Here is a 19,101-nt window from a genome sequence, read left to right on the forward strand (position 1 = left end):
TGGTCGGAGTGGCGGGATTCGAACCCACGACCCCTAGTCCCCCAGACTAGTGCGCTAACCAGGCTGCGCTACACTCCGAACCGTTGGCCTCTATAGGCATTCGCCGCCGGGCTGGCAATCCGCTTCTCGCGGGGCTTTCGCGATCGATTGGGGTCGAAGGGGGAAAGCAAAGGACCGACAAGGGTTTCCTGGCAAAGATGTTCGTGGTTCAGGCTGCGTTCCATGGCTTTGCCCGAAAGGCCCAATTCAGAAGCTTGGCCTCACGCGAAATCCGCCGCGAGGATCGGTGGGCCGCGCGTTGCCGTGTTCACCACTCGTCATGGAACGGATGACGATCCCGGGGCTCGCCCCCCGTGCCGAAGGGCTCTCAACCAGATCATGGACATGCCGCAAAAGCCCACCCGCCGGCACGCAAAGAATGAACAGAAGAAGAATGAGCAGAATGCAGAAGGGGTGCTCGGCCTTGGCCATGCCGATGAACTTCCGAGAAGCCTCAGAAAAAACGCTCGCGAATCAATATGGTGTCGCCCGGGCGCATCGGCATGTTGTTCGCCACCGCGAAGCTACCGGTCCTGCATGGCCTCGGTCGTGACACGCATTTCGCCCTGCAGGCCGTGAAGATCGGTCGCCGGATCCGCGCAGGATGGCACGACGGTGATGGTCGATCTATCCGGCGCGAATCCGCTCTCTCCGCGCGCCTCGGGCGATAGCGCCACTGGCCTTGCGCATGACCTCACCGGCATGGCGGAACTTGGCGGTATCCTGCATCGCGACCCGCATTCGCGCCTGCATCTCGTGCCGGCCGGTGAGCCCCTGGCGAGCCATCTCGCAGCGCCTTCGGCCCGGCAGGCGGTGCAATCGCTGGTCCGCGCGCCCGCCGAGACCTATGCCTTCGTGGTCATGGATGCCGGCCCGGCAGGCGGTGCCGCAGAATTCGTGACCGATGCCGCCGATTGCCTGGACCTTGTCGCGCCGGAAGCCGCAGATGAAGGCTATCTGCAGGAGGCCATCGCGAGGCTCGAGGAAATCTCGGCCGCGCCGGTCCTTGTGATCGAAGATCAGCAGGGCCGGGCGCTCGATGCAGCGGCCTGACCCGCCTTCCATCCGAAATGGCCCACAGCGCGCGCCAGGAACCGCTCGTCCTGTTTCACCCGGCATTTCCGCCAAGGCGCGTCTCTCGGAGAACAGCCTCCCCCAGGGCCCGGGTTTCGCGCGCGTTCCGCTTCAGGACCTGGGCTTCGGCTTCTTCTCCATCCAGCGGATGAGCGGCATCAGCGGCAAAGCCCAGGCCAGCCCCGCGACGAGATAGAATGTCAGCTCCAGGAATTTCGAGGTTCCCGGACCAACAATCCGCGGCGCAATCGCCATCACGATCAGCGCATAGAGAATGACGAACACGACCATGACCAGCGTGCCGATGAATTTCTTCAAGCGCGGGTTCATTCCGGTTCCTTCCCGTCTCTCGCGGCGATCGGTCGCTTGCCGTTGGCGGACAAAGGTGCATATCGGGCGAAGCAAGCGGGATGCAAGAGCATGAATGGGCGTGAGTTGAAATCACGCAACGCGTCGGAGAATGAACCGTGTCGGTGATGAGCCTGTCCGAAGCCCCGGAATTCGCCAGGGCGCAAGCGCGCGGCGCGAGCGCCTTCCGCGCCTGGTTGCTGGTGCTGATCATGCTGGTGCTCATCATGGTGACGGTGGGCGGCGCGACGCGTCTTACGGGTTCCGGGCTTTCCATCACCGAATGGAAGCCGATCACCGGCGCCCTGCCGCCGCTTTCGGCCGCGGATTGGGCGAAGGAATTCGAGCTTTATCGCGCGAGCCCGCAATACCAGCTGCTGAACCAGGGCATGAGCCTCGGCGATTTCCAGTTCATCTACTGGTGGGAATGGGGGCACAGGCAATTGGGCCGCTTGATCGGCCTCGTGATGCTCGGCGGGTTCCTCGTCTTCTGGGCCGCGCGGATCATCAAGGGCCGCATGGCGATGCTCACCTTCGGGCTCGGGTTGCTGCTGGCGCTCCAGGGCACGATCGGCTGGATCATGGTGGCCTCGGGCCTCCAGCCGGGGATGATCGCGGTCGCCCCCGTGAAGCTCACCCTGCATCTCACCTTCGCGTGCCTGTTCTTCACTGGGCTTGTGGTGATGGCCGCGCATTGGGGCGCGTTCGGCGCGCAGAAGGCAGGGAGCCTGGGCCTGAGCCGGGCGGCCTGGGCTTTGGTGCTGGCGGTTCTTGCGCAGATCGCGCTCGGCGGGCTCGTCGCGGGCTCGAAGGCCGGCTTCACCTACAACACCTGGCCGCTGATGGATGGCGCGCTGGTGCCGCCGCTCGAAAACCTCGCGCGGAACCCGGTCTTCTGGGAGAATTTCGTCGATAACCCGACCCTGGTGCAGTTCAATCACCGCCTCGGCGCCTATCTGCTGCTGGCGTTCGCGATCTGGCACGCGATCGCCGCGCGCGGCACGGCTGTGGCGAAGATGGCGCGGATGGTGGCGGCGATGGTGCTGTTGCAGGGCGTGCTCGGCATCGTCACGCTGCTGCTCGTCGTGCCGCTCTGGGCTGGCCTCGCGCATCAGGCGATGGCGATGTTCGTGTTGCTGACCGCCGTGATCCACGCGATGCGGATTACGCCACAAGCGGAAACGCGGCCGGCGGGCCGCGCGCCATGATGTTGTAAACGCTTGAAGCCTCAGGCTTTCAGCGCCTGATCCAGGTCCGCGATCAGATCCTCCGCATCCTCGATGCCGATCGAGAGGCGGATCACTTCCGGGCCCGCGCCGGCCTGTTTGCGCTGCTCGTCGGTCAATTGGCGATGCGTGGCCGAGGCGGGGTGGATCACGAGGCTGCGCGTATCGCCGACATTTGCGAGATGCGAGAAGAGCTTGAGGTTCGACACGAGCCTGATGCCCGCCTCGTAGCCGCCCTTGAGGCCGAAGGTGAAGACCGCGCCTGCCCCCTTGGGCGAGTATTTCTGCTGGAGCGCGTGATATTTGTCACCCTTGAGGCCGGGATAGGAAACCCAGCTCACCTGCGCATGCCTCGAGAGGAATTCCGCCACCTTCTGCGCGTTGTCCGAATGGCGCTGCATCCGCAGCGGCAGGGTCTCGATGCCCGTGAGGAGCAGGAACGCGTTGAACGGCGAGAGCGCCGGGCCAAGATCACGCAGGCCGAGCACGCGGCAGGCGATGGCGAAAGCGAAATTGCCGAAGGTCTCGCCCAGCACGATCCCCGCATATTCCGGGCGCGGCGCGGTGAGCGAGGGGTAGCGCTTGCCGGTTTTCGACCAATCGAAATTGCCGCCATCGACGATCACGCCGCCGATCGAATTGCCGTGGCCGCCGAGGAATTTCGTGAGCGAATGCACCACGATGTTCGCGCCATGCTCGAAGGGACGAATGAGGTAGGGGGTCGCGAGCGTGTTGTCGACGATCAGCGGCACGCCGGCATCACGCGCGATTTTCCCGATTCCCGCGAGATCGGTGATCACGCCGCCCGGGTTGGCGATGGACTCCACGAAAATCGCCTTGGTCTTGGGCGTCACCGCCTTGCGGAAGCTCTCGAGATCGTCGCTATCCGCCCAGACCACGTTCCAGCCGAACTTCTTGTAGGCATGGTTGAACTGGTTGATCGAGCCGCCATAGAGCTTCTTCGCGGCAATGAATTCGTCACCCGGCTCCAGCAGCGTGTGGAACACGAGATGCTCGGCCGCATGGCCCGAAGCCACGGCGAGCGCGGCGGTGCCGCCTTCGAGCGCCGCGACGCGCTCTTCCAGCACCGCATTGGTGGGGTTGCCGAGGCGGGTATAGATGTTGCCGAAAGCCTGCAGCCCGAACAGCGAGGCCGCATGATCCACATCATCGAAGACGAAGCTCGTCGTCTGGTAGATGGGCGTGGCACGCGCGCCGGTCGTCGGGTCGGGCTGGGCGCCAGCATGGATGGCGAGGGTGGAAAATCCGGGCGCGCGGTCGGTCATCATTATTCTCCTAGTATGCCCGGCAAAAATGGGCAAAATCCACAAAGGCCGGATTTTTTACCGAACGAAATTTTCTATGTCAACCAATTTGTTCTTTATGAAGAACGCAGCTGCTCGGCGAAACGGAGGTTGGCCGAAAACCGCGCGGGCCGCAATGGCGCGCTGCAGGCGCGGGGCCGCTCATTGCCGCCGGTCGATCGTGAGCTTCTGGAAGCCCTTGGTGGAAAGGGCAGGGCGCTTCGCAGAGAGCACGCGGGAATTGATGCCCTGCCAGGAGATTTCGCCCGAGAGGCGGCCATATTCGATCTTCGGGCAGCGATTCATGATGACAGAGACGCCCTTGGTCTCGGCCAGCGCCGCCGCCGCATCGTTGCGCACGGAAAGCTGCATCCAGATGACCTTCGGCAGCGGATCAAGCTTCAGCGCCTCTTCGGTCACGCCCATGGCCGCTTCCGAATTGCGGAAGATTTCCACCATGTCGACCGGCCCCTCGATCTCCGCGAGGCTCGCGACGAAAGGCTTGCCGAGGATCAGAGCGCCGGCGCGGCCGGGATTCACCGGGATCACGTCATAGCCGCGCTCGGAGAGATACTTGTAGACGAAATAGGACGGCCGTGAGGGATTGTCGCTCGCACCCACCAGCGCGATGCGCTTGCAGGTCTTCAGGATCGAGCGGATCAATTCATCCGGGTAGACGAGATCTGCGGGCGTGGCGATGACGGGCATATTCGGGATCATGCCAGCAGAATGGGCAGTGCCGCGCGTTTTCGCAAGGGCGGCCGATGCACGGGCGCCCTTGCGGGTTTGACAAGCCGTGCGCGCCCCGCTTTGAACGGACCGGAACGATTGGCGGGGTGAAGTTCATGTTCCGCCATTCGCAGGATGCAATCCCGCAGCTCCTTTCCAGAAATGCAATGGGAGGGGTGAGCGCGAGCGTGCCGTCAAGATCCTCCCGGATCGCCCGGGTGAAGAAGGAAAACAGAAATGGCGCAGGAGCCACTGCTGACGCTGGAAGAAATGGACGCCTATCTCGATGAGGTCTTCCCCGAAGTGCACCATGGCGGGCGCTCGCTCTTCCTCGAGGGTCTCGGCTATGGCACGTGCCGCGTGCGCATGAAGCACCACCCGAAGAACCTCAGGCCCGGCGGCACCATTTCCGGACCGGCCATGATGACGCTCGCCGATTACGCGCTCTATGTCGCCGTGCTGAGCGTGGCGGGCAAGGTGCCGCTGGCGGTTACCACCAACCTCTCCATCAACTTCCTGCGCAAGCCGGAAATCGGCGATCTTGTCAGCGAAACGCGGCTTCTGAAGGCCGGAAAGCGCCTGTGCGTGGGCGAGGTGACGATCTTCTCGGAAGGGGTGGATGAACCCGTCGCGCATGTCACCGGCACCTATTCCGTGCCGCCCGAGCGCGTTTCTGCATGAGGTAAAATGATACCTTATGTATCATTGCATTGAAACCATTGGAAAAAAGCTAGAATTGATGCGCCTTGAAGGCCGTTGACCCGGCGGAATCAATGCTTTATCGAAGCTTTGATCCCGGCGCGCTCTCGCGCCGGTTCCTTTTTTCTGATCCGAGGTTTCCATGAGGGCCCTGACATCTGCCACGAAGTCTTTCGTGGCGAAGCCCGCCGAGGTCGACAAGAAGTGGATCGTGATCGACGGCACCGGCCTCGTGGTTGGCCGCCTTGCCTCGATCATCGCGCTTCGTCTTCGCGGCAAGCACAAAGCCACGTTCACGCCGCATGTGGATATGGGCGACAACGTGATCGTGATCAACGCCGAGAAGGTGGTGTTCACAGGCAACAAGCGCAACGACAAGGTTTACTATCACCACACGGGTTATCCCGGCGGCATCAAGGAGCGCAGCGCGCGCTTCATCCTCGATGGCCGCTTCCCGGAGCGCGTGGTGGAGAAGGCCGTGGAGCGCATGCTTCCGCGAGGCCCGCTCGGCCGCAAGCAGCTCGGCAATCTGCGCGTCTACAAGGGCGCGTCTCACCCGCATGATGCGCAAGGCCCCGAGATGCTCGACGTGGCCAAGCTCAACCCGAAGAACACGAGGCACGGCTGATGGCTGAGACTCTTTCCTCGCTCGCCGATCTCGGCGGCGCCACCAGGGGCGTGCAGGCAGAAGCGCCGGTTCATGTCCAGAAGCTCGACAAGCAGGGCCGCGCCTATGCCACCGGCAAGCGCAAGGACGCGGTCGCCCGCGTCTGGATCAAGCCGGGTTCGGGCAAGGTTGTCGTGAATGGCCGCGCGATCGAAGTCTATTTCGCGCGCCCCGTTCTGCGCATGCTGCTGAACCAGCCGCTCGTCGCGGCCGGTCGCTTGGACCAGTACGATGTCATGGTCTCGGTCGATGGCGGCGGCCTTTCGGGCCAGGCGGGCGCCGTGCGCCATGGCATCTCGAAAGCGCTCACGCATTACGAGCCGGATTTGCGCCCGGTGCTCAAGAAGGGCGGCTTCCTCACGCGCGACAGCCGCGTGGTCGAGCGCAAGAAGTACGGCAAGGCCAAGGCCCGCCGCAGCTTCCAGTTCTCGAAGCGCTGATGCGAAACGTCATGGCCGGACTTGTGCCGGCCACCCCGTTTTCCCGCATTGCAAAAGCCCCGGTTCGCCGGGGCTTTTTCGTTTCGCCTTGAGAAGGGCGGAATGGCTTGAAAGAAGGGCCCATGGCTCCAAACATCGCTTTGTTCCTGCTGATTCTCGCGAGTGTCGCCGCGCCCGCGCTGGCGCAGACGAATTTTCCCGGTCGCATGCCCGGCGATGTGCCCTATGCGCATGAATATGGCGCGAACCGGCCCTTCCAGCCGCCCGTCATGCCGCCGCCTCCGCCGCCGGTGATTGCGCCGACGCGCCCGCCGGAACTCTCACCGGGCTACCAATCGGTTCGACCCGCGCCGAAATCCGATCTCCGCTTGCCGGAACGCCACGCCGTGCCGCCGGAGAAGACCCCTACGCGCGGAGGCGGCGGCCGGCTCATTGACGTGCCGGGGCCGCAGATCCGGGAGCGGTGAGCGTTCTCGACCGAAACGCACGCCGGTTCCGCTTGGCGAAAACTGAAGCGGAACCGGATGGTTCTCAATCCACCTCTGCCAATCTCGGATGCGGCGTCAGCACCACCGTGAAATGCCCCTCGACATTCGAGCCCATCGAGAACACGTTGCTCGCGAAGGTGGTGAGAAGGTCCTGCTCGTAGAGGTGAAGCGCATCCTTGCGCACCAGCACGTATTTCGCCGCCGCGACGATATCCTCGCGATCGATGATGGCGAGGCACACCCATTCGGGGTGCGCGCGCAGCCATTTGTGCACGGTCTCGACGAGGCCGGGATAGCTCGGATGCAGCATGTCATCGAGCACGATCAGCCCTTGGCGGTGCATGAGCGGCAAGGCGAGCGAGAGATCCTTCACGAGGTTCGGCTCGTCATGCTGGCCGTCGATGTGGAAGAAGCGGATCGGCAGGCTGCCATCGGCCTTCACCTTCGCGGGCGCGATCACATCCGCCGGTTCCATATCGGCCGTCGAGCCCTTGATGGCGGTGTAGCGTCCCGCCTCGATGCCGTGATGCGTCAGGTTCTCGTGCAGGTGATCGAGCACCTTCTCCGAGGGCCAGGTGAAGATGTCGATGCCGATCGCGTGCTCGCCCGCGGCAAGGCCATGCGCCAGCGCGATGAAGAAACGTCCCTCGAAGGTGCCGATTTCGGCAATGTGCCCCCGGATCCCGAGTTCCGTCTGCCGGCGGATCATGTGGCCCGAGATCGAGGCGGCGAAGACGGACGACATGCCGCGCACGCTTGAGTAACCCTTCTCCAGATAGGCATCGAGCGCCGGATTGCCGGTGAGGAGACGCATGGATCTGTCCTTTGTCGCGAAACGTGGCCTTGCCTAGCGGGGGAACCGGGGCCCTGCCAAGCGCCGAAATGCGTGTTCGAACCTGAACAGACGATGCATATCCCTTGCCATCGGGCGGCTCGCCTCCTTATCTCGCGAGGAAAGGGCCGCTCGCGCCCTGCCATCGGGTGATCCTGCCATGCTGCGTTTCCTGCCTCTGGGGTTGATCGTGCTGCTCGTGCTGCTGCCGAGCCTTCTCATCCTGTTCGCGACGCATCGTCCCTTGAAGGCGCGCATCCCGATGGCGACCATGGCCTTCATCTCGCCGGTCTTGATGTTCGGGCTCGTGAACATGCTGCCCTACCTCACGAATGACGTGCGAAACGCTCCGCAATGGGCGCATCTTGTCGGGCTGGCGCTCTGGGGTGCCGGTTTCTTCCTGCCCTGGTTGATCTTCGCGCTGTTCCTGCATGTGGGGCGGAAGGCCAGCGCCTCGTGACGAAACCGCCGATCGACCATGCCTTCACCGGCGGGCTGCGCGGCGGGGCGCATGATCCAACCTTCGCGGGCGCGCATTCCTTCATGCGACGGCCCTACACCAAGAACCTCGCGGGCGCGGATGTGGTGATCTGGGGCGTGCCCTTCGATCTCTCGGTCACGAACCGGCCGGGCACGCGCTTCGGGCCGGCGGCCATCCGCCGCGCCAGCGCGATCTTCGATGGCGATCCGCAATATCCCTCGGGGATCGACCCCTTCGAGCACCTCGCCGCCATCGATTATGGCGATTGCGCTCTGCCGCGCGGCGATCTCGCTGCCCATCGCGCGGCGATCGAGGCGGAGGCGACGCGGCTGGTCGAAAGCGGCGCGCATCTCATGACCATGGGCGGGGATCACTTCATCACGCTGCCGCTGCTGCGCGCCCATGCGAAGAGGCATGGCCCGATGGGCCTGCTGCAATTCGATGCACATCAGGATACCTGGGACCATGGTCCCGGCGATATCTCGCACGGAACCTTCGTGGTCGAGGCGATCCGCGAGGGGCTGATTGATCCCGCGCGTTCGATCCAGGTCGGCATCCGCACCATCGCGCCGGGCGATGGCGGCATCGCGATCATCCACGCCTATCAGGCAGCGGAAATGGGCGTGACGCGCCTTGCCGAGGCCATTCGCGCCCGGTTGGGGCAGGGGCCAAGCTATCTCACCTTCGATATCGATTGCCTCGATCCCGCTTTTGCGCCGGGCACGGGCACGCCGGTTTCCGGCGGAATGAGTGCCGCCGAGGCCTTGCGTCTCGTCTGGGCCTTGCGGGATTTGCCGTTTTGCGGCATGGACGTTGTTGAAGTGTCTCCGCCCTATGACCATGCCGAGATCACCGCGATCGCAGGAGCGACGATCATGCAGCATCACCTTCAGGCCCTGGCCCTCCGACGAGCCTGATCCTGATCCCCGTGCCGGCCTCCGGCCGGCGCGATGCTGCCTGCTTCCCCTGCGCCTTCATCCGACCTTCGCGCCGAAAGCTCCGAACCATGACCTTTGCCAATTCCGATGCCGCGCTCGCCAGTGCCCAGCGGCCCGCGCTCAAGGGGGCGCACCCCGCCGTTTTCATTGATGGCGAGGCCGGCACCACCGGCCTGCAGATCCGCGAGCGGCTCGAAGGCGAGAAGGCCATCCGGCTGATCTCCATCGCGCCGGAAAAGCGCAAGGACGTGGAAGCCAAGCGCGCAGTGATGGCCGAGGCCGATGTGGTCATCCTCTGCCTGCCGGATGAGGCCGCGAAAGAGGCGGTGGCCATGGGCGAAAGCCTCGGCAAGGCTGCGCCGCGCTTCATTGATGCCTCGACCGCGCATCGCGTCGCGCCGGGCTGGGTCTACGGGTTTCCGGAACTTGCGATCGCGCAACCTCGGGCGATTGCCGAGGCGCGGAACGTCGCCAATCCCGGTTGCTACCCCACCGGCGGCATCGCCCTGCTGCGCCCGCTGGTGGATGCCGGGTTGATGCCGGCGGATCATGCCATCTCGATCAATGCGGTTTCCGGCTATTCCGGCGGCGGCAAGAGCATGATCGAGGCCAATGAAGCGGGCACCGCCCCGGATTTCGAGCTCTATTGCCTTGGCTTCAACCACAAGCACCTGCCGGAACTCACGCGCTATTCCGGCCTGTGGCACCAGCCGATCTTCGTGCCGAGCGTCGGCAATTTCCGCCAGGGCATGCTGGTTTCCGTGCCGCTGCATTTCTCGCAGCTTTCGGGCGTGAAGCATGTCGCGAGCCTGCGCGACTGCCTCGCCGCCCATTATGCGGGCGCGACCGAGGTGCGGGTGGCCAGCGCCGAGGAAACGGCCGGGCTGAAAGGCCGGCTCGAACCGGAGGCGCTCAACAACACCAACCGCATGGAGCTGTTCGTGTTCGGCGACGATGCGAAGGGGCAGGCGGTTCTGGTCGCGCGGCTCGACAATCTCGGCAAGGGCGCTTCCGGCGCGGCGGTGCAGAACCTGAAGCTGATGCTGGGCTTGTGAGCGCGATGATTGACCGGGCAGGTTAATTGATCCAGCAGGTCAATTGATCGGGCAGGTCAATTGATCGGGCAGGTCAAAAGACGGCGCCGGGGGCGTTCAAGCGGCTGCGCGCTCACTCCGCGCCCCAGGGCACCACAAGCTGTTTCTGCTCGCCGAGACCCTCGATGCCGAGGCGCATGATGTCCCCCGGCTTCAGGAAGACCGGGGGCTTCTTGCCCAGGCCCACCCCCGGCGGGGTGCCGGTGGTGATCACGTCCCCCGGCTCGAGGCGCATGAAGGTCGAGATGTAGTGCACAAGGAACTTCACGCCGAAGATCATCGTGGCGGTGGAGCCAGTCTGCATCCGGCGGCCATTCACCTCCAGCCACATCCCGAGTTTCTGGACATCACGCACTTCGTCCGGGGTCACCAGCCAAGGGCCGAGAGGGCCGAAGGTGGGGCAGCCCTTGCCCTTCATCCACTGGCCGGTGCCTTCGATCTGGTAGGCGCGCTCGGAAACATCGTTGCAGATGCAGAAGCCGGCGATGACATCCATCGCCTCGGATTCCGGCACGTAGGACGCGCTCTCGCCGATGACGATGGCAAGCTCGACCTCCCAGTCGGTCTTCACCGAGCCCTTCGGCAGCATCACATCGTCATTGGGCCCCACGATGCAGGAGGGCGCCTTGTTGAAGAGAATCGGCTCCTTGGGAATCGGGGCACCGGTCTCGGCGGCGTGGTCGGCATAATTCAGGCCGACGGCGATGAAGTTGCCAACCCTCCCGACACAGGACCCTAGGCGCGGGCGCCCCCGCACCAGCGGAAGCTTCTCGGGCTTCAGCCGACGCAGCTTGGCCAGCGCCTTGCGCGACAAGGCCGTGCCGGAAAGCTCCGGCACATGCTCCGAGATGTCACGGATCTTGCCCGCGGAGTCGACGAGACCCGGTTTTTCACGGCCTGCCCGGCCAAAGCGAACGAGCTTCATCCTGCTCCCCAGCCTTCAAAAGCGGCCGGCATAGGAGCACTTCCCCCCGCGTGATTCAAGGAGACTCTCGAACGCTTCCGCACCGGAATGCACGCTGTCACGGCCAGAATGTGACGAACATGCAACACTGCCCTGAAAACACGCATTCCGCCCAACCCTCGGCCGGTTTGCCGCGTGAGGCCACAAGGCAAAAGACGCCGAAAGTTTGGTCATGAACAAAAGAATTCTTGCAATCTGGTTGTCAGACTAGTCCAAAAAGGGCGCTTTTTGCCGAAAACGACCTGAGAATGCGCAGGGGCGACATCGAATGCGGCAAAAGAGGGGCCGTTGCTTCCGCATCCGCGCTTTGCAAGATGGAAAGGAGAACGAGCAGCGGACGAGCGCGAATCAGCGTCTCGCAACCCGCCCAGAACAGGGATGAAGGAAATCGCCATGAAGGGTATGTTCCGGCTGGCACTGGCGGCGTCGGCCTCCATGATTTCGATGCAGGCGATGGCGGGTGGTTTCATCAACACATCGCAGAGCACCGTGTTCAACGGCATGGCGTTCGCGGGGGCTGCGGCTCCGGGCTCGACTTCCGCCGCGACGATGTTCATGAACCCGGCGACGATGACGGGCTTCCGGCGTTTCACGATGGATTCGAACTATACGTTCGGCATCCCCACGAACAAGATCACCACGACCTCGAACAACCCGGGCTATAACGCGCTCTTCTCGGGCCGCTCGGGCGATATCGGGCTCGATTACTTCGTTCCGGCCTCCTACATCATCTATCCCTACAGCGATCGGCTCTATTTCGGCATCTCGCTGAACACGACCTACGGCAACTCGACCAAGGCCGCGGATGTCTGGCAGGGCAGTCTCTTTGCCTCGACCTCGAAGCTGCGCGTCTTAACCGCTACTCCCTCGGTGGCCTATAAGTTCAACGAGATGTGGTCGTTCGGTGTCGGCCTGCAGATCCAGTATACGACGGCCCGCCAGGTTGCTCGCTGGCCGGGTCCGCCGATCACGCTGTTCGGCGGCGGTGTCGGCATCACCGAGGCCGATGGCTGGGGCGTGGGCTTCACCGCCGGCCTCACCTTCACGCCCTGGAAGGGCACGCAGATCGGCCTCGGCTGGCGCTCCTTCATCGATCAGACCATCGAAGGCACCACCGTGTTCGGGCCTTTCACCAGCACCAATTCCAAGGGCACTCTGCACCTTCCGAACCGCGTGAATCTCTCGCTGCGCCAGACCGTGACCGAGAAGCTCGACATCCTCGCCTCGGTGGAATGGCAGAACTGGGGGCGCATCGGCAACGCAGCGCTGACCAACCCGGCGCACCCGGCGCTCGCGGTGCTGCCATTCCACTACAAGGATGGCTGGTTCTTCTCGCTCGGCGGTGAATACAAGGTGTCGGATGCGCTGACGTGGCGCGCGGGCATCGGCTTCGAGATCTCGCCGGTCACGGATGCGGTCCGTCGCTACTCGCTGCCGGACAATGACCGTCTCTGGCTCTCGACCGGCTTCACCTATACTTGGTCGGAGCGGTTCAGCCTGAACGCCTCCTATTCCTACCTGCACATCAAGAAAGCCCCGATCAGCCAGTCCCTCGGCGCGCTCACCGTCACGGGTGAATCCAAGGCCGATGCTCACCTGCTTTCGATCGGCCTGACCTCGCGCTGGGGCGAGGGCCTGAAGCGCGAAGAGCCGCTGGTGCGGAAGTTCTAGAGCGACTCCAATCTGATTGAACGAGACCATCCGTTATGACTTCTTGTTATTTCACGCATTTTCTTCGACCAACCGGTATCCGATGGATCGGAAAATGCTTTAAGGCGCAACGCCTGCGAGAGAAGCAGAAAAGGGGCGGCAGACCGGCCCTTTTTCTTTGGTCGCCAGCCCTTTCGGTCGCCAGCCCTTTTCCCGGGCTGAATTTGCGGATGGCTTGATGCCGATCGGCCTCTGCCTGCAGGGCAGCGCCTCAGGCCTTCATGCGCACATATTCGCCGGGAGCATCGCAGAGCGGCTCGCGCTTGCCACCGCCGGGAGTGCGCGCCTGCACCTTCTCGTCGCCCTTGGTCAGCCAGGCGTGCCAATGCGGCCACCAGGTGCCAGCCGTCTCCTCGGCCTTCTGCGCCCAGTTTTCAAATTCGCCTTCCACCGGGCCGCCGGTCCAATATTGGTATTTCGACTTCGAGACCGGGTTGACGACGCCCGCGATGTGGCCGGAACCGGCCATCACATAAGTCACGGGCCCGCCAAACAGCTTCGAGCCCACGAAAACCGATTTCGCCGGGGCGATATGATCTTCCTTAGCCGCGAGGTTGTAGATCGGGATCGTCACCTTGCCGAGGTCGAGCCGCTTGCCGCCCACCTGCATCTCGCCCTTGGCGAGCGTGTTGTGGAGGTAGCAGTTGCGCAAGTAGAAGCTGTGGTTTGCTTCTGCCATGTTCGTGGAATCGGAATTCCAGTAGAGCAGGTCAAAGGGTTGCGGATTCTTGCCCTTGAGGTAGTTGTTGACCATGTAGGACCAGATGAGGTCATTCGGTCGCAACATGTTGAACGCCGAGGCCATTTTCGCGCCCGGCAGATATCCGAACCGAGCCATGAGCTGCTCGACGGCGCTGATCTGTTCCTCATCCACGAAAGTCAGCAGCTCACCGGCATGGGTGAAATCGACCTGCGTGGTGAAGAAGGTGGCGGTCTTCACGCGGTCGGGCCGATCGGATTGCGCAAGCCAGGCGAGCGTGGCCGCGAGCAGCGTGCCCCCGACGCAATAGCCGATGGCATGGGCGCTTTTCTCGCCGGTGATCGCCTCGATTTCCGCGAGGGCCGCCAGGGGACCCTTCTCCATGTAGGTGGTCCAGTCGTAATGACGATGCTTCTCGTTGGGGTTGACCCAGGAGAGCACGAAGACGGTGATACCGCCTTCCACCGCCCAGCGGATGAAGCTCTTCTCCGGGTTGAGATCCAGGATGTAGAACTTGTTGATCCACGGCGGCACGATGAGCAGGGGGGTCTTGTATACGCTCTGCGTGGTCGGCGTATACTGGATCAGCTCGATGAGATCATTGCGATAAACCACCTTGCCGGGCGTTGTCGCGAGGTTCCTGCCCACCTCGAAGGCGTTGCCATCGGTCTGGCGGAGCTTCAGCTCGCCCTTGCCGGCATCGACATCCTCCGCGAGCATCCGCATGCCGCGCGCGATGTTCTCGCCCTGCTGCTCCAGTGTCGTCCGCAGCAATTCCGGATTGGTCATGACGAAATTCGACGGCGAGAGCGCGCTGGCGATCTGCCGCATGTAGAATTGCGCCTTCTTCTTCGTGTGGGGATCGAGTTCCTCCGCCTTTTCGACGAGTTGGTTGGCGAATTGCGTGCCGATGAAATAAGCCTGCTTCAGGAAGTTGAAATAGGGGTTTTCGTTCCATTCGGGATCGGCGAAGCGGTTGTCGCGCGCGGGCATCTCGACCGCCGGGGGAGCATCCGCGCCATGCACCTTGCGGACCATCGTCGACCAGAGGTTGATCATGTCGAGCGAAAGATTTTTCTGCGCCTCGACGATGCGCGCCGGGTCCTTCAGCCAGTATTCGGCCACCGCGCCCAGCGTCTTCACGGCATCCGCGCTTTCGTCGGGCACGAGCGAGGCCCTCTCACCCTTTTCCAGCGCCCGCAGATAGGCCGCGCTGAGCCTGGAGCTCTCCGCCAGGATATCGGTGGAAACGCCGGCGATCTTCTCGAGGTCAAAGGGCGGCTGCGGGATCGCCATGTCGTCAGCCGGGGCCGCGCTGGCGCGCGGCGGCTCGGCCCTCGCAGGCAAAGGGGCAGGGGCAACGGGTTGCGCGGGCGCTGCCGGAACGGGTTCGGGCGATGGCTTCGCCGACACCTTCTCCGTGCTCGCGGGACGCGGGGACTTTGCCGCAGCCTTCCGGGGAGGGGAAGGCATATCGCCGGGTGGTTTTTTCGCCGGCGAAGGTTTGGCCGATTGTGCCTTTGGGGAACCAGATTTAGGCACAGGAGCACTGGATGAAGCCTCCTTGCCCTTGATCGGCTCGGCCTTGCTTGTGGCCGCCCTCGACGGTTCTGCCGCTCTCGCGGTGCGTTTCGCCTGCGTCTTGCTTGTGGCCATGGCGTTTGGCCTCCCCGTTTGTCATTCGTCTTCTTGCCGGGCGCTCGCGAAGTCCGAAGATTTCGCGAAACGCGCACTTCTGTTTTGCCCATTTCCGCCGCATTAGGGAAGCAGAAACAAAGGCGCGCGACATTGGTTGCATAAGGGACCGGGTGGAACATGAAATTTGCGAAAGCTCGATGCTTCGACAGCCGGCTCATGGCTGGCCTCGTCCTCGTTGCGGCTGCGCAGGGCCTCTCCGCCTGCACGGAAACGTCGCATTCCGGCCGGATGCCGCAGCTTACCGGCTTGCGCGCGGAAGTGGGGGAGCCGAAGGAATTCGTGCGCCAAACCCGCGCAGGCGCCCCACAGGATTTCATCGCCGTGGGTGTGACGCCGCCCGAGCGGGCAATCGCCCCGCGCAATGAGGCCGGGGCAGCCGCCCTCGAGAAGGAACTGATCGCAGCCCGCCAGCGCAGCCAGGGCTTCGCGAACCGCCCGCTTCCGCGTTCGACCTATGACGGCACGGCTCCGACGCGCCCCGCCTCTCCAAGGAAGGAATTGCTGCCAGATTGAGGGCTGACCCTAGACAGGGCTCCAACTTTCCGTCATCGCGAAGACAAGCCAGCCCGAAATCTACGGCCATCCCGGCCCGAGGGAGTTCTCCATGAACGAGTTCCATCGCATCCGCCGCCTTCCGCCCTATGTCTTCGAGCAGGTCAACAAGATCAAGGCGAAGGCACGAGCCGCGGGCGCGGATATCATCGATCTGGGCATGGGAAACCCGGATCTGCCGGCGCCGAAGCATGTCATCGAGAAGCTGATCGAAACCGCGGGCAAGCCGCGCACGGATCGCTACTCGGCCTCGAAGGGCATCGGCGGGCTTCGCCGCGCCCAGGCCGGCTATTACGAGCGCCGTTTCGGCGTGAAGCTGAACCCCGATACGCAGGTCATCGCCACGCTCGGCTCGAAGGAAGGTTTCGCCAACATGGCGCAGGCCATCTGCGGGCCCGGCGATGTGGTTCTCGTGCCGAACCCGAGCTATCCCATCCACGCCTTCGGCTTCCTGATGGCCGGCGGCGTCATCCGCTCCGTTCCGGCTGAACCCACGCCCGCGATGTTCCCGGCGCTCGAGCGCGCGATGATGCATTCCGTGCCCAAACCGATCGCGCTTGTGGTCTGCTACCCCTCGAACCCCACGGCCTATGTGGCCGATCTCGATTTCTACCGCGATCTCGTGGCCTTCGCCAAGAAGCACGAGCTGATCCTGCTCTCGGACCTGGCTTACGCGGAAGTCTATTTCGACGATGCGAAGCCGCCGCCCTCCGTGCTGCAGGTGCCCGGCGCGATGGATGTGACGGTGGAATTCACCTCCATGTCGAAAACCTTCTCCATGGCGGGCTGGCGCATGGGCTTCGCGGTCGGCAATGAGCGGCTGCTCGCGGCACTCGCGCGCGTGAAATCCTACCTCGATTACGGCGCCTATACGCCCATTCAGGTGGCCGCGACCGCCGCGCTGAACGGCCCGGAGGATTGCATCCACGAGATGCGCAGCGTTTATCGCCAGCGCCGCGACGTGATGGTCGAGAGCTTCGGCAAGGCCGGGTGGGAGATTCCACCGCCCGAGGCTTCGATGTTCGCCTGGGTGCAGATCCCGGAGAAATTCCGCCCTCTCGGCAGCCTCGAATTCTCGAAGCTCTTGGTGGAGAAGGCGGATGTCGCGGTGGCGCCGGGCATCGGCTTCGGCGAGCATGGCGATGATTACGTGCGCCTCGCCCTCGTCGAGAACGAGCAGCGCATCCGCCAGGCCGCACGCAGCCTCAAGAAGTTCTTCGACACGGCGGATACGACGCTTCACAACGTGATCGACATCAAGCGGGCGGTTTGAGCCGCCTTTATCAGCATGCATTATGGATCGGATGCCTATTGGGAAGAGCGCGGCCTTTCGGATGCGACGCGAGGTCAGCGCTGGTTTCTTGCCTTGCTTGCCGCCTCTCGTGCCCTGATCGAAGCCGGCCGGTTCGACGAAGCCATCGAAGCGCTGAAAGCCCTTTCCTGGGGCGATGAGACCTACGAGAACGGCGATTACGCCTTCGATCTGGCCCTATGTTACGAGGCCAAGGGCGATTTTCCGCAGGCCCTGCGATATTTCGAGATCGCCCTGCGCGAAAATCCGCCCGTGCCGGGGCGGGCCGGAGCGGTTGAGCGTCTGAAGGCCTTGGTGCCAGAGGCGGCGCGCATGTCGGTCACCCCGTGACATTCCCGGCTCCACCCCCTACATCACGCGGCGACGTTTCTCCCGCCGCGAGGTTTCCATGTCTGATGCCGAAAAGCTGGCCGCCACGGCCCATCTGCCCTCGATCCAGCTCGATCGCGGCCGCGTCGAGGCGGTGAAGAAGGAACTCGACATCACGGATCGCGCCAACATCGTCACCTATGGCGACAAGGCGCAGGCGCGCGTCTCGGATTTCGCCGATCGCATTCTGGCCGAAACGCGCAACAAGGAGATGGGGAAGACCGGCGACCTGCTCACCGACATCCTCGCCAAGGCGAAGGGGCTCGACCCCGCTTCGGTCGGCCAACTCAACTGGTTCCAGCGGCTTTTTACGAATATGCAGACGCGTCTCAGCCGCTTCAAGGAGCAGTTCTCGACGGTTGCCTCGCAGATCGACCGGGTGACGATCGAACTCGACAAGCACAAGGAGGGGCTCCGCCGCGATATCCATATGCTCGATGACCTGCACGAGCAGACCAAGGCTGCGATCGCCGAACTCGACACCTATATCGAGGCCGGCAAGGCCTATGGCGAGGAGTTCAAGGCCGGTCGTCTCGCGGCGCTGAAGGCTGATGCCGATGCCAAGGCCAACACCACGGAAGGGCTGATGGCCGCGCAAGCCTATCAGGATGCGCTTCAGGCGCTGGATCGGCTCGAGAAGCGCGTGATGTATCTCCAGCAGGCGCGGCAGATCGGCATCCAGCAATTGCCGCAGATCCGCATCGTGCAGGCCGGTGATGAAACCCTCATCGAGAACCTGCAGGCGACGACGCAGCTCACCATCCCTGTATGGAAGCAGAAGATGATCCTGCTGCTCGGCCTCACCCGGCAGCAGGGCGCGCTCGATCTTCAGAAGACCGTCACCGACGCCACCAACGAGATGCTGAAGCAGGCTTCCGAGATGATGAAGGGGCAGGCGATCGAGATCGAGAAGCAGAGCCAGCGCGGCATCGTCGACATGGCGACGCTCGAAAAGACCAACCGCGACCTCATCGATACCATCACCCAGGTGATGAATGTGCAGAACGAGGGCCGGCGCCAGCGCGCCGAGGTGGAAAAGCGCCTCGACGAGATGAACACCGAGCTGAAGCGGCACCTCTCGGCGCTGCCTTCGCCGTAAGCCGCACCCGCAGCTCGGCCCCCGCTTTTTGCGGCAGGGGTCATCCCGCCAAAACAGAATTCCCCTTTTCCGTGACATGTTCTAGAGCACCGCTTGATGGAATCGACGGGGCAGGGGGCGGAGATGGTTGAAAAGGCATTGCGGATCGGAATTGCGGGGCTTGGCACGGTCGGCGCCGCCACGATCCGCATTCTCACCCAGGCTGCGAACGAACTCGCGGAGCGCGCGGGACGCCCCATCCAGGTCGTCGCGGTTTCCGCCCGTTCCAGGGGCAAGGATCGCGGCGTCGATCTCTCGGGCTACCGCTGGTATGACGATCCGGTCGAGATGGCCTGTCG

General features: G+C 63.6%; 21 protein-coding genes, 1 tRNA gene and 1 pseudogene. 15 read left to right on the forward strand and 8 right to left on the reverse strand.

Annotated elements, in window-relative coordinates; all coding sequences use genetic code 11:
- Positions 1–78: transfer RNA gene (locus ACKODO_RS15725), tRNA-Pro, on the reverse strand.
- 168 nt (positions 79–246) lie between these two features.
- A complete protein-coding gene (locus tag ACKODO_RS15730; RefSeq protein WP_408984388.1) occupies positions 247–471 on the reverse strand; it encodes a hypothetical protein in 225 nt (74 codons plus the stop codon).
- 186 nt (positions 472–657) lie between these two features.
- On the opposite strand from ACKODO_RS15730, the gene ACKODO_RS15735 reads away from it, so the two are divergent.
- Positions 658–1,092 (forward strand): hypothetical protein, encoded by a 435-nt coding sequence (locus ACKODO_RS15735; protein ID WP_408984389.1) that lies wholly within the window; start codon positions 658–660, stop codon positions 1,090–1,092.
- A gap of 132 nt (positions 1,093–1,224) precedes the next feature.
- On the opposite strand, the gene ACKODO_RS15740 is transcribed toward ACKODO_RS15735, so the two are convergent.
- Complete coding sequence (locus ACKODO_RS15740) at positions 1,225–1,443, reverse strand: DUF2842 domain-containing protein (protein WP_408984390.1); 219 nt, start codon at positions 1,441–1,443, stop codon at positions 1,225–1,227.
- Positions 1,444–1,589: 146 nt separating this feature from the next.
- On the opposite strand from ACKODO_RS15740, the gene ACKODO_RS15745 reads away from it, so the two are divergent.
- On the forward strand, positions 1,590–2,669 hold the full coding sequence (locus ACKODO_RS15745; protein WP_408984391.1) for a COX15/CtaA family protein: 1,080 nt from the start codon (positions 1,590–1,592) through the stop codon (positions 2,667–2,669).
- A 20-nt stretch (positions 2,670–2,689) separates the two neighbouring features.
- Here ACKODO_RS15745 and ACKODO_RS15750 read toward each other — a convergent pair whose 3' ends face one another.
- Complete coding sequence (locus tag ACKODO_RS15750) at positions 2,690–3,973, reverse strand: O-acetylhomoserine aminocarboxypropyltransferase (RefSeq protein ID WP_408984392.1); 1,284 nt, start codon at positions 3,971–3,973, stop codon at positions 2,690–2,692.
- A 180-nt stretch (positions 3,974–4,153) separates the two neighbouring features.
- Positions 4,154–4,699, reverse strand: a complete 546-nt coding sequence (locus tag ACKODO_RS15755; protein ID WP_408984393.1) for a CoA-binding protein — start codon at positions 4,697–4,699, stop codon at positions 4,154–4,156.
- Between the two features lie 258 nt (positions 4,700–4,957).
- Between ACKODO_RS15755 and ACKODO_RS15760 the strand changes: the two genes are divergently transcribed.
- The 4 genes from ACKODO_RS15760 to ACKODO_RS15775 all read left to right on the forward strand — a co-directional run bounded on the left by ACKODO_RS15760 (position 4,958) and on the right by ACKODO_RS15775 (position 6,993).
- Positions 4,958–5,401 (forward strand): PaaI family thioesterase, encoded by a 444-nt coding sequence (locus ACKODO_RS15760; RefSeq protein WP_408984394.1) that lies wholly within the window; start codon positions 4,958–4,960, stop codon positions 5,399–5,401.
- Between the two features lie 160 nt (positions 5,402–5,561).
- Positions 5,562–6,047, forward strand: coding sequence for a 50S ribosomal protein L13 (rplM, locus tag ACKODO_RS15765; RefSeq protein ID WP_408984395.1), 486 nt, complete (start codon positions 5,562–5,564; stop codon positions 6,045–6,047).
- On the forward strand, positions 6,047–6,526 hold the full coding sequence (rpsI, locus tag ACKODO_RS15770; protein ID WP_408984396.1) for a 30S ribosomal protein S9: 480 nt from the start codon (positions 6,047–6,049) through the stop codon (positions 6,524–6,526). Before rplM ends, rpsI begins: the two co-directional genes overlap by 1 nt.
- 122 nt (positions 6,527–6,648) lie before the next feature.
- Positions 6,649–6,993, forward strand: coding sequence for a hypothetical protein (locus tag ACKODO_RS15775; RefSeq protein WP_408984397.1), 345 nt, complete (start codon positions 6,649–6,651; stop codon positions 6,991–6,993).
- A 64-nt stretch (positions 6,994–7,057) separates the two neighbouring features.
- Here the strand turns inward: ACKODO_RS15775 and ACKODO_RS15780 are convergent, their stop codons facing one another.
- Positions 7,058–7,828: a class I SAM-dependent methyltransferase gene (locus ACKODO_RS15780; RefSeq protein WP_408984398.1), complete on the reverse strand. Its 771-nt coding sequence runs from the start codon at positions 7,826–7,828 to the stop codon at positions 7,058–7,060.
- Between the two features lie 178 nt (positions 7,829–8,006).
- On the opposite strand from ACKODO_RS15780, the gene ACKODO_RS15785 reads away from it, so the two are divergent.
- The 3 genes from ACKODO_RS15785 (at position 8,007) to argC (ending at position 10,320) form a co-directional block, all read left to right on the forward strand.
- Positions 8,007–8,306, forward strand: coding sequence for a hypothetical protein (locus ACKODO_RS15785; protein ID WP_408984399.1), 300 nt, complete (start codon positions 8,007–8,009; stop codon positions 8,304–8,306).
- Complete coding sequence (speB, locus tag ACKODO_RS15790; RefSeq protein ID WP_408984400.1) at positions 8,303–9,244, forward strand: agmatinase; 942 nt, start codon at positions 8,303–8,305, stop codon at positions 9,242–9,244. Before ACKODO_RS15785 ends, speB begins: the two co-directional genes overlap by 4 nt.
- A gap of 89 nt (positions 9,245–9,333) precedes the next feature.
- Positions 9,334–10,320: an N-acetyl-gamma-glutamyl-phosphate reductase gene (argC, locus tag ACKODO_RS15795; protein WP_408984401.1), complete on the forward strand. Its 987-nt coding sequence runs from the start codon at positions 9,334–9,336 to the stop codon at positions 10,318–10,320.
- A gap of 112 nt (positions 10,321–10,432) precedes the next feature.
- Here argC and ACKODO_RS15800 read toward each other — a convergent pair whose 3' ends face one another.
- Entirely contained in the window at positions 10,433–11,284 is an 852-nt protein-coding gene (locus tag ACKODO_RS15800; RefSeq protein ID WP_408984402.1) for a fumarylacetoacetate hydrolase family protein, read from the reverse strand.
- A gap of 432 nt (positions 11,285–11,716) precedes the next feature.
- Here ACKODO_RS15800 and ACKODO_RS15805 point away from each other — a divergent pair, with 432 nt between their 5' ends.
- Positions 11,717–12,994 carry an OmpP1/FadL family transporter gene (locus ACKODO_RS15805; protein WP_408984403.1) on the forward strand — a complete coding sequence of 426 codons (1,278 nt, stop codon included), beginning with the start codon at positions 11,717–11,719 and terminating at the stop codon, positions 12,992–12,994.
- Positions 12,995–13,244: 250 nt separating this feature from the next.
- Here the strand turns inward: ACKODO_RS15805 and ACKODO_RS15810 are convergent, their stop codons facing one another.
- The gene (locus ACKODO_RS15810) at positions 13,245–15,029 is read right to left on the reverse strand and encodes a PHA/PHB synthase family protein (protein WP_408984404.1); all 1,785 of its coding nucleotides are present in this window, start codon (positions 15,027–15,029) and stop codon (positions 13,245–13,247) included.
- 558 nt (positions 15,030–15,587) lie between these two features.
- Between ACKODO_RS15810 and ACKODO_RS15815 the strand changes: the two genes are divergently transcribed.
- The 5 genes and pseudogenes from ACKODO_RS15815 to ACKODO_RS15835 form a co-directional block, all read left to right on the forward strand.
- Positions 15,588–15,944, forward strand: a complete 357-nt coding sequence (locus ACKODO_RS15815; protein ID WP_408984405.1) for a hypothetical protein — start codon at positions 15,588–15,590, stop codon at positions 15,942–15,944.
- Positions 15,945–16,035: 91 nt separating this feature from the next.
- A complete protein-coding gene (locus ACKODO_RS15820; RefSeq protein WP_408984406.1) occupies positions 16,036–17,256 on the forward strand; it encodes an LL-diaminopimelate aminotransferase in 1,221 nt (406 codons plus the stop codon).
- Positions 17,257–17,271: 15 nt separating this feature from the next.
- Positions 17,272–17,625 carry a tetratricopeptide repeat protein gene (locus ACKODO_RS15825; protein WP_408984407.1) on the forward strand — a complete coding sequence of 118 codons (354 nt, stop codon included), beginning with the start codon at positions 17,272–17,274 and terminating at the stop codon, positions 17,623–17,625.
- A 58-nt stretch (positions 17,626–17,683) separates the two neighbouring features.
- Positions 17,684–18,763 (forward strand): toxic anion resistance protein, encoded by a 1,080-nt coding sequence (locus ACKODO_RS15830; RefSeq protein ID WP_408984408.1) that lies wholly within the window; start codon positions 17,684–17,686, stop codon positions 18,761–18,763.
- A 123-nt stretch (positions 18,764–18,886) separates the two neighbouring features.
- Positions 18,887–19,101 (forward strand): annotated as a pseudogene (locus tag ACKODO_RS15835) (homoserine dehydrogenase); the annotation flags it as partial.

The sequence above is a fragment of the Rhabdaerophilum sp. genome (assembly GCF_046092605.1).
Lineage (GTDB): Bacteria > Pseudomonadota > Alphaproteobacteria > Rhizobiales > Beijerinckiaceae > Rhabdaerophilum.

Excerpts from the sequence above, each read along its gene's own strand:
- ACKODO_RS15730 (WP_408984388.1), bottom strand. The coding sequence starts at position 471 with ATGGCCAAGGCCGAGCACCCCTTCTGCATTCTGCTCATTCTTCTTCTG.
- ACKODO_RS15735 (WP_408984389.1), top strand. The coding sequence starts at position 658 with ATGGTCGATCTATCCGGCGCGAATCCGCTCTCTCCGCGCGCCTCGGGC.
- ACKODO_RS15740 (WP_408984390.1), bottom strand. The coding sequence starts at position 1,443 with ATGAACCCGCGCTTGAAGAAATTCATCGGCACGCTGGTCATGGTCGTG.
- ACKODO_RS15745 (WP_408984391.1), top strand. The coding sequence starts at position 1,590 with ATGAGCCTGTCCGAAGCCCCGGAATTCGCCAGGGCGCAAGCGCGCGGC.
- ACKODO_RS15750 (WP_408984392.1), bottom strand. The coding sequence starts at position 3,973 with ATGACCGACCGCGCGCCCGGATTTTCCACCCTCGCCATCCATGCTGGC.
- ACKODO_RS15755 (WP_408984393.1), bottom strand. The coding sequence starts at position 4,699 with ATGCCCGTCATCGCCACGCCCGCAGATCTCGTCTACCCGGATGAATTG.
- ACKODO_RS15760 (WP_408984394.1), top strand. The coding sequence starts at position 4,958 with ATGGCGCAGGAGCCACTGCTGACGCTGGAAGAAATGGACGCCTATCTC.
- rplM (WP_408984395.1), top strand. The coding sequence starts at position 5,562 with ATGAGGGCCCTGACATCTGCCACGAAGTCTTTCGTGGCGAAGCCCGCC.
- rpsI (WP_408984396.1), top strand. The coding sequence starts at position 6,047 with ATGGCTGAGACTCTTTCCTCGCTCGCCGATCTCGGCGGCGCCACCAGG.
- ACKODO_RS15775 (WP_408984397.1), top strand. The coding sequence starts at position 6,649 with ATGGCTCCAAACATCGCTTTGTTCCTGCTGATTCTCGCGAGTGTCGCC.
- ACKODO_RS15780 (WP_408984398.1), bottom strand. The coding sequence starts at position 7,828 with ATGCGTCTCCTCACCGGCAATCCGGCGCTCGATGCCTATCTGGAGAAG.
- ACKODO_RS15785 (WP_408984399.1), top strand. The coding sequence starts at position 8,007 with ATGCTGCGTTTCCTGCCTCTGGGGTTGATCGTGCTGCTCGTGCTGCTG.
- argC (WP_408984401.1), top strand. The coding sequence starts at position 9,334 with ATGACCTTTGCCAATTCCGATGCCGCGCTCGCCAGTGCCCAGCGGCCC.
- ACKODO_RS15800 (WP_408984402.1), bottom strand. The coding sequence starts at position 11,284 with ATGAAGCTCGTTCGCTTTGGCCGGGCAGGCCGTGAAAAACCGGGTCTC.
- ACKODO_RS15805 (WP_408984403.1), top strand. The coding sequence starts at position 11,717 with ATGAAGGGTATGTTCCGGCTGGCACTGGCGGCGTCGGCCTCCATGATT.
- ACKODO_RS15810 (WP_408984404.1), bottom strand. The coding sequence starts at position 15,029 with ATGGCGATCCCGCAGCCGCCCTTTGACCTCGAGAAGATCGCCGGCGTT.
- ACKODO_RS15815 (WP_408984405.1), top strand. The coding sequence starts at position 15,588 with ATGGCTGGCCTCGTCCTCGTTGCGGCTGCGCAGGGCCTCTCCGCCTGC.
- ACKODO_RS15820 (WP_408984406.1), top strand. The coding sequence starts at position 16,036 with ATGAACGAGTTCCATCGCATCCGCCGCCTTCCGCCCTATGTCTTCGAG.
- ACKODO_RS15825 (WP_408984407.1), top strand. The coding sequence starts at position 17,272 with ATGCATTATGGATCGGATGCCTATTGGGAAGAGCGCGGCCTTTCGGAT.
- ACKODO_RS15830 (WP_408984408.1), top strand. The coding sequence starts at position 17,684 with ATGTCTGATGCCGAAAAGCTGGCCGCCACGGCCCATCTGCCCTCGATC.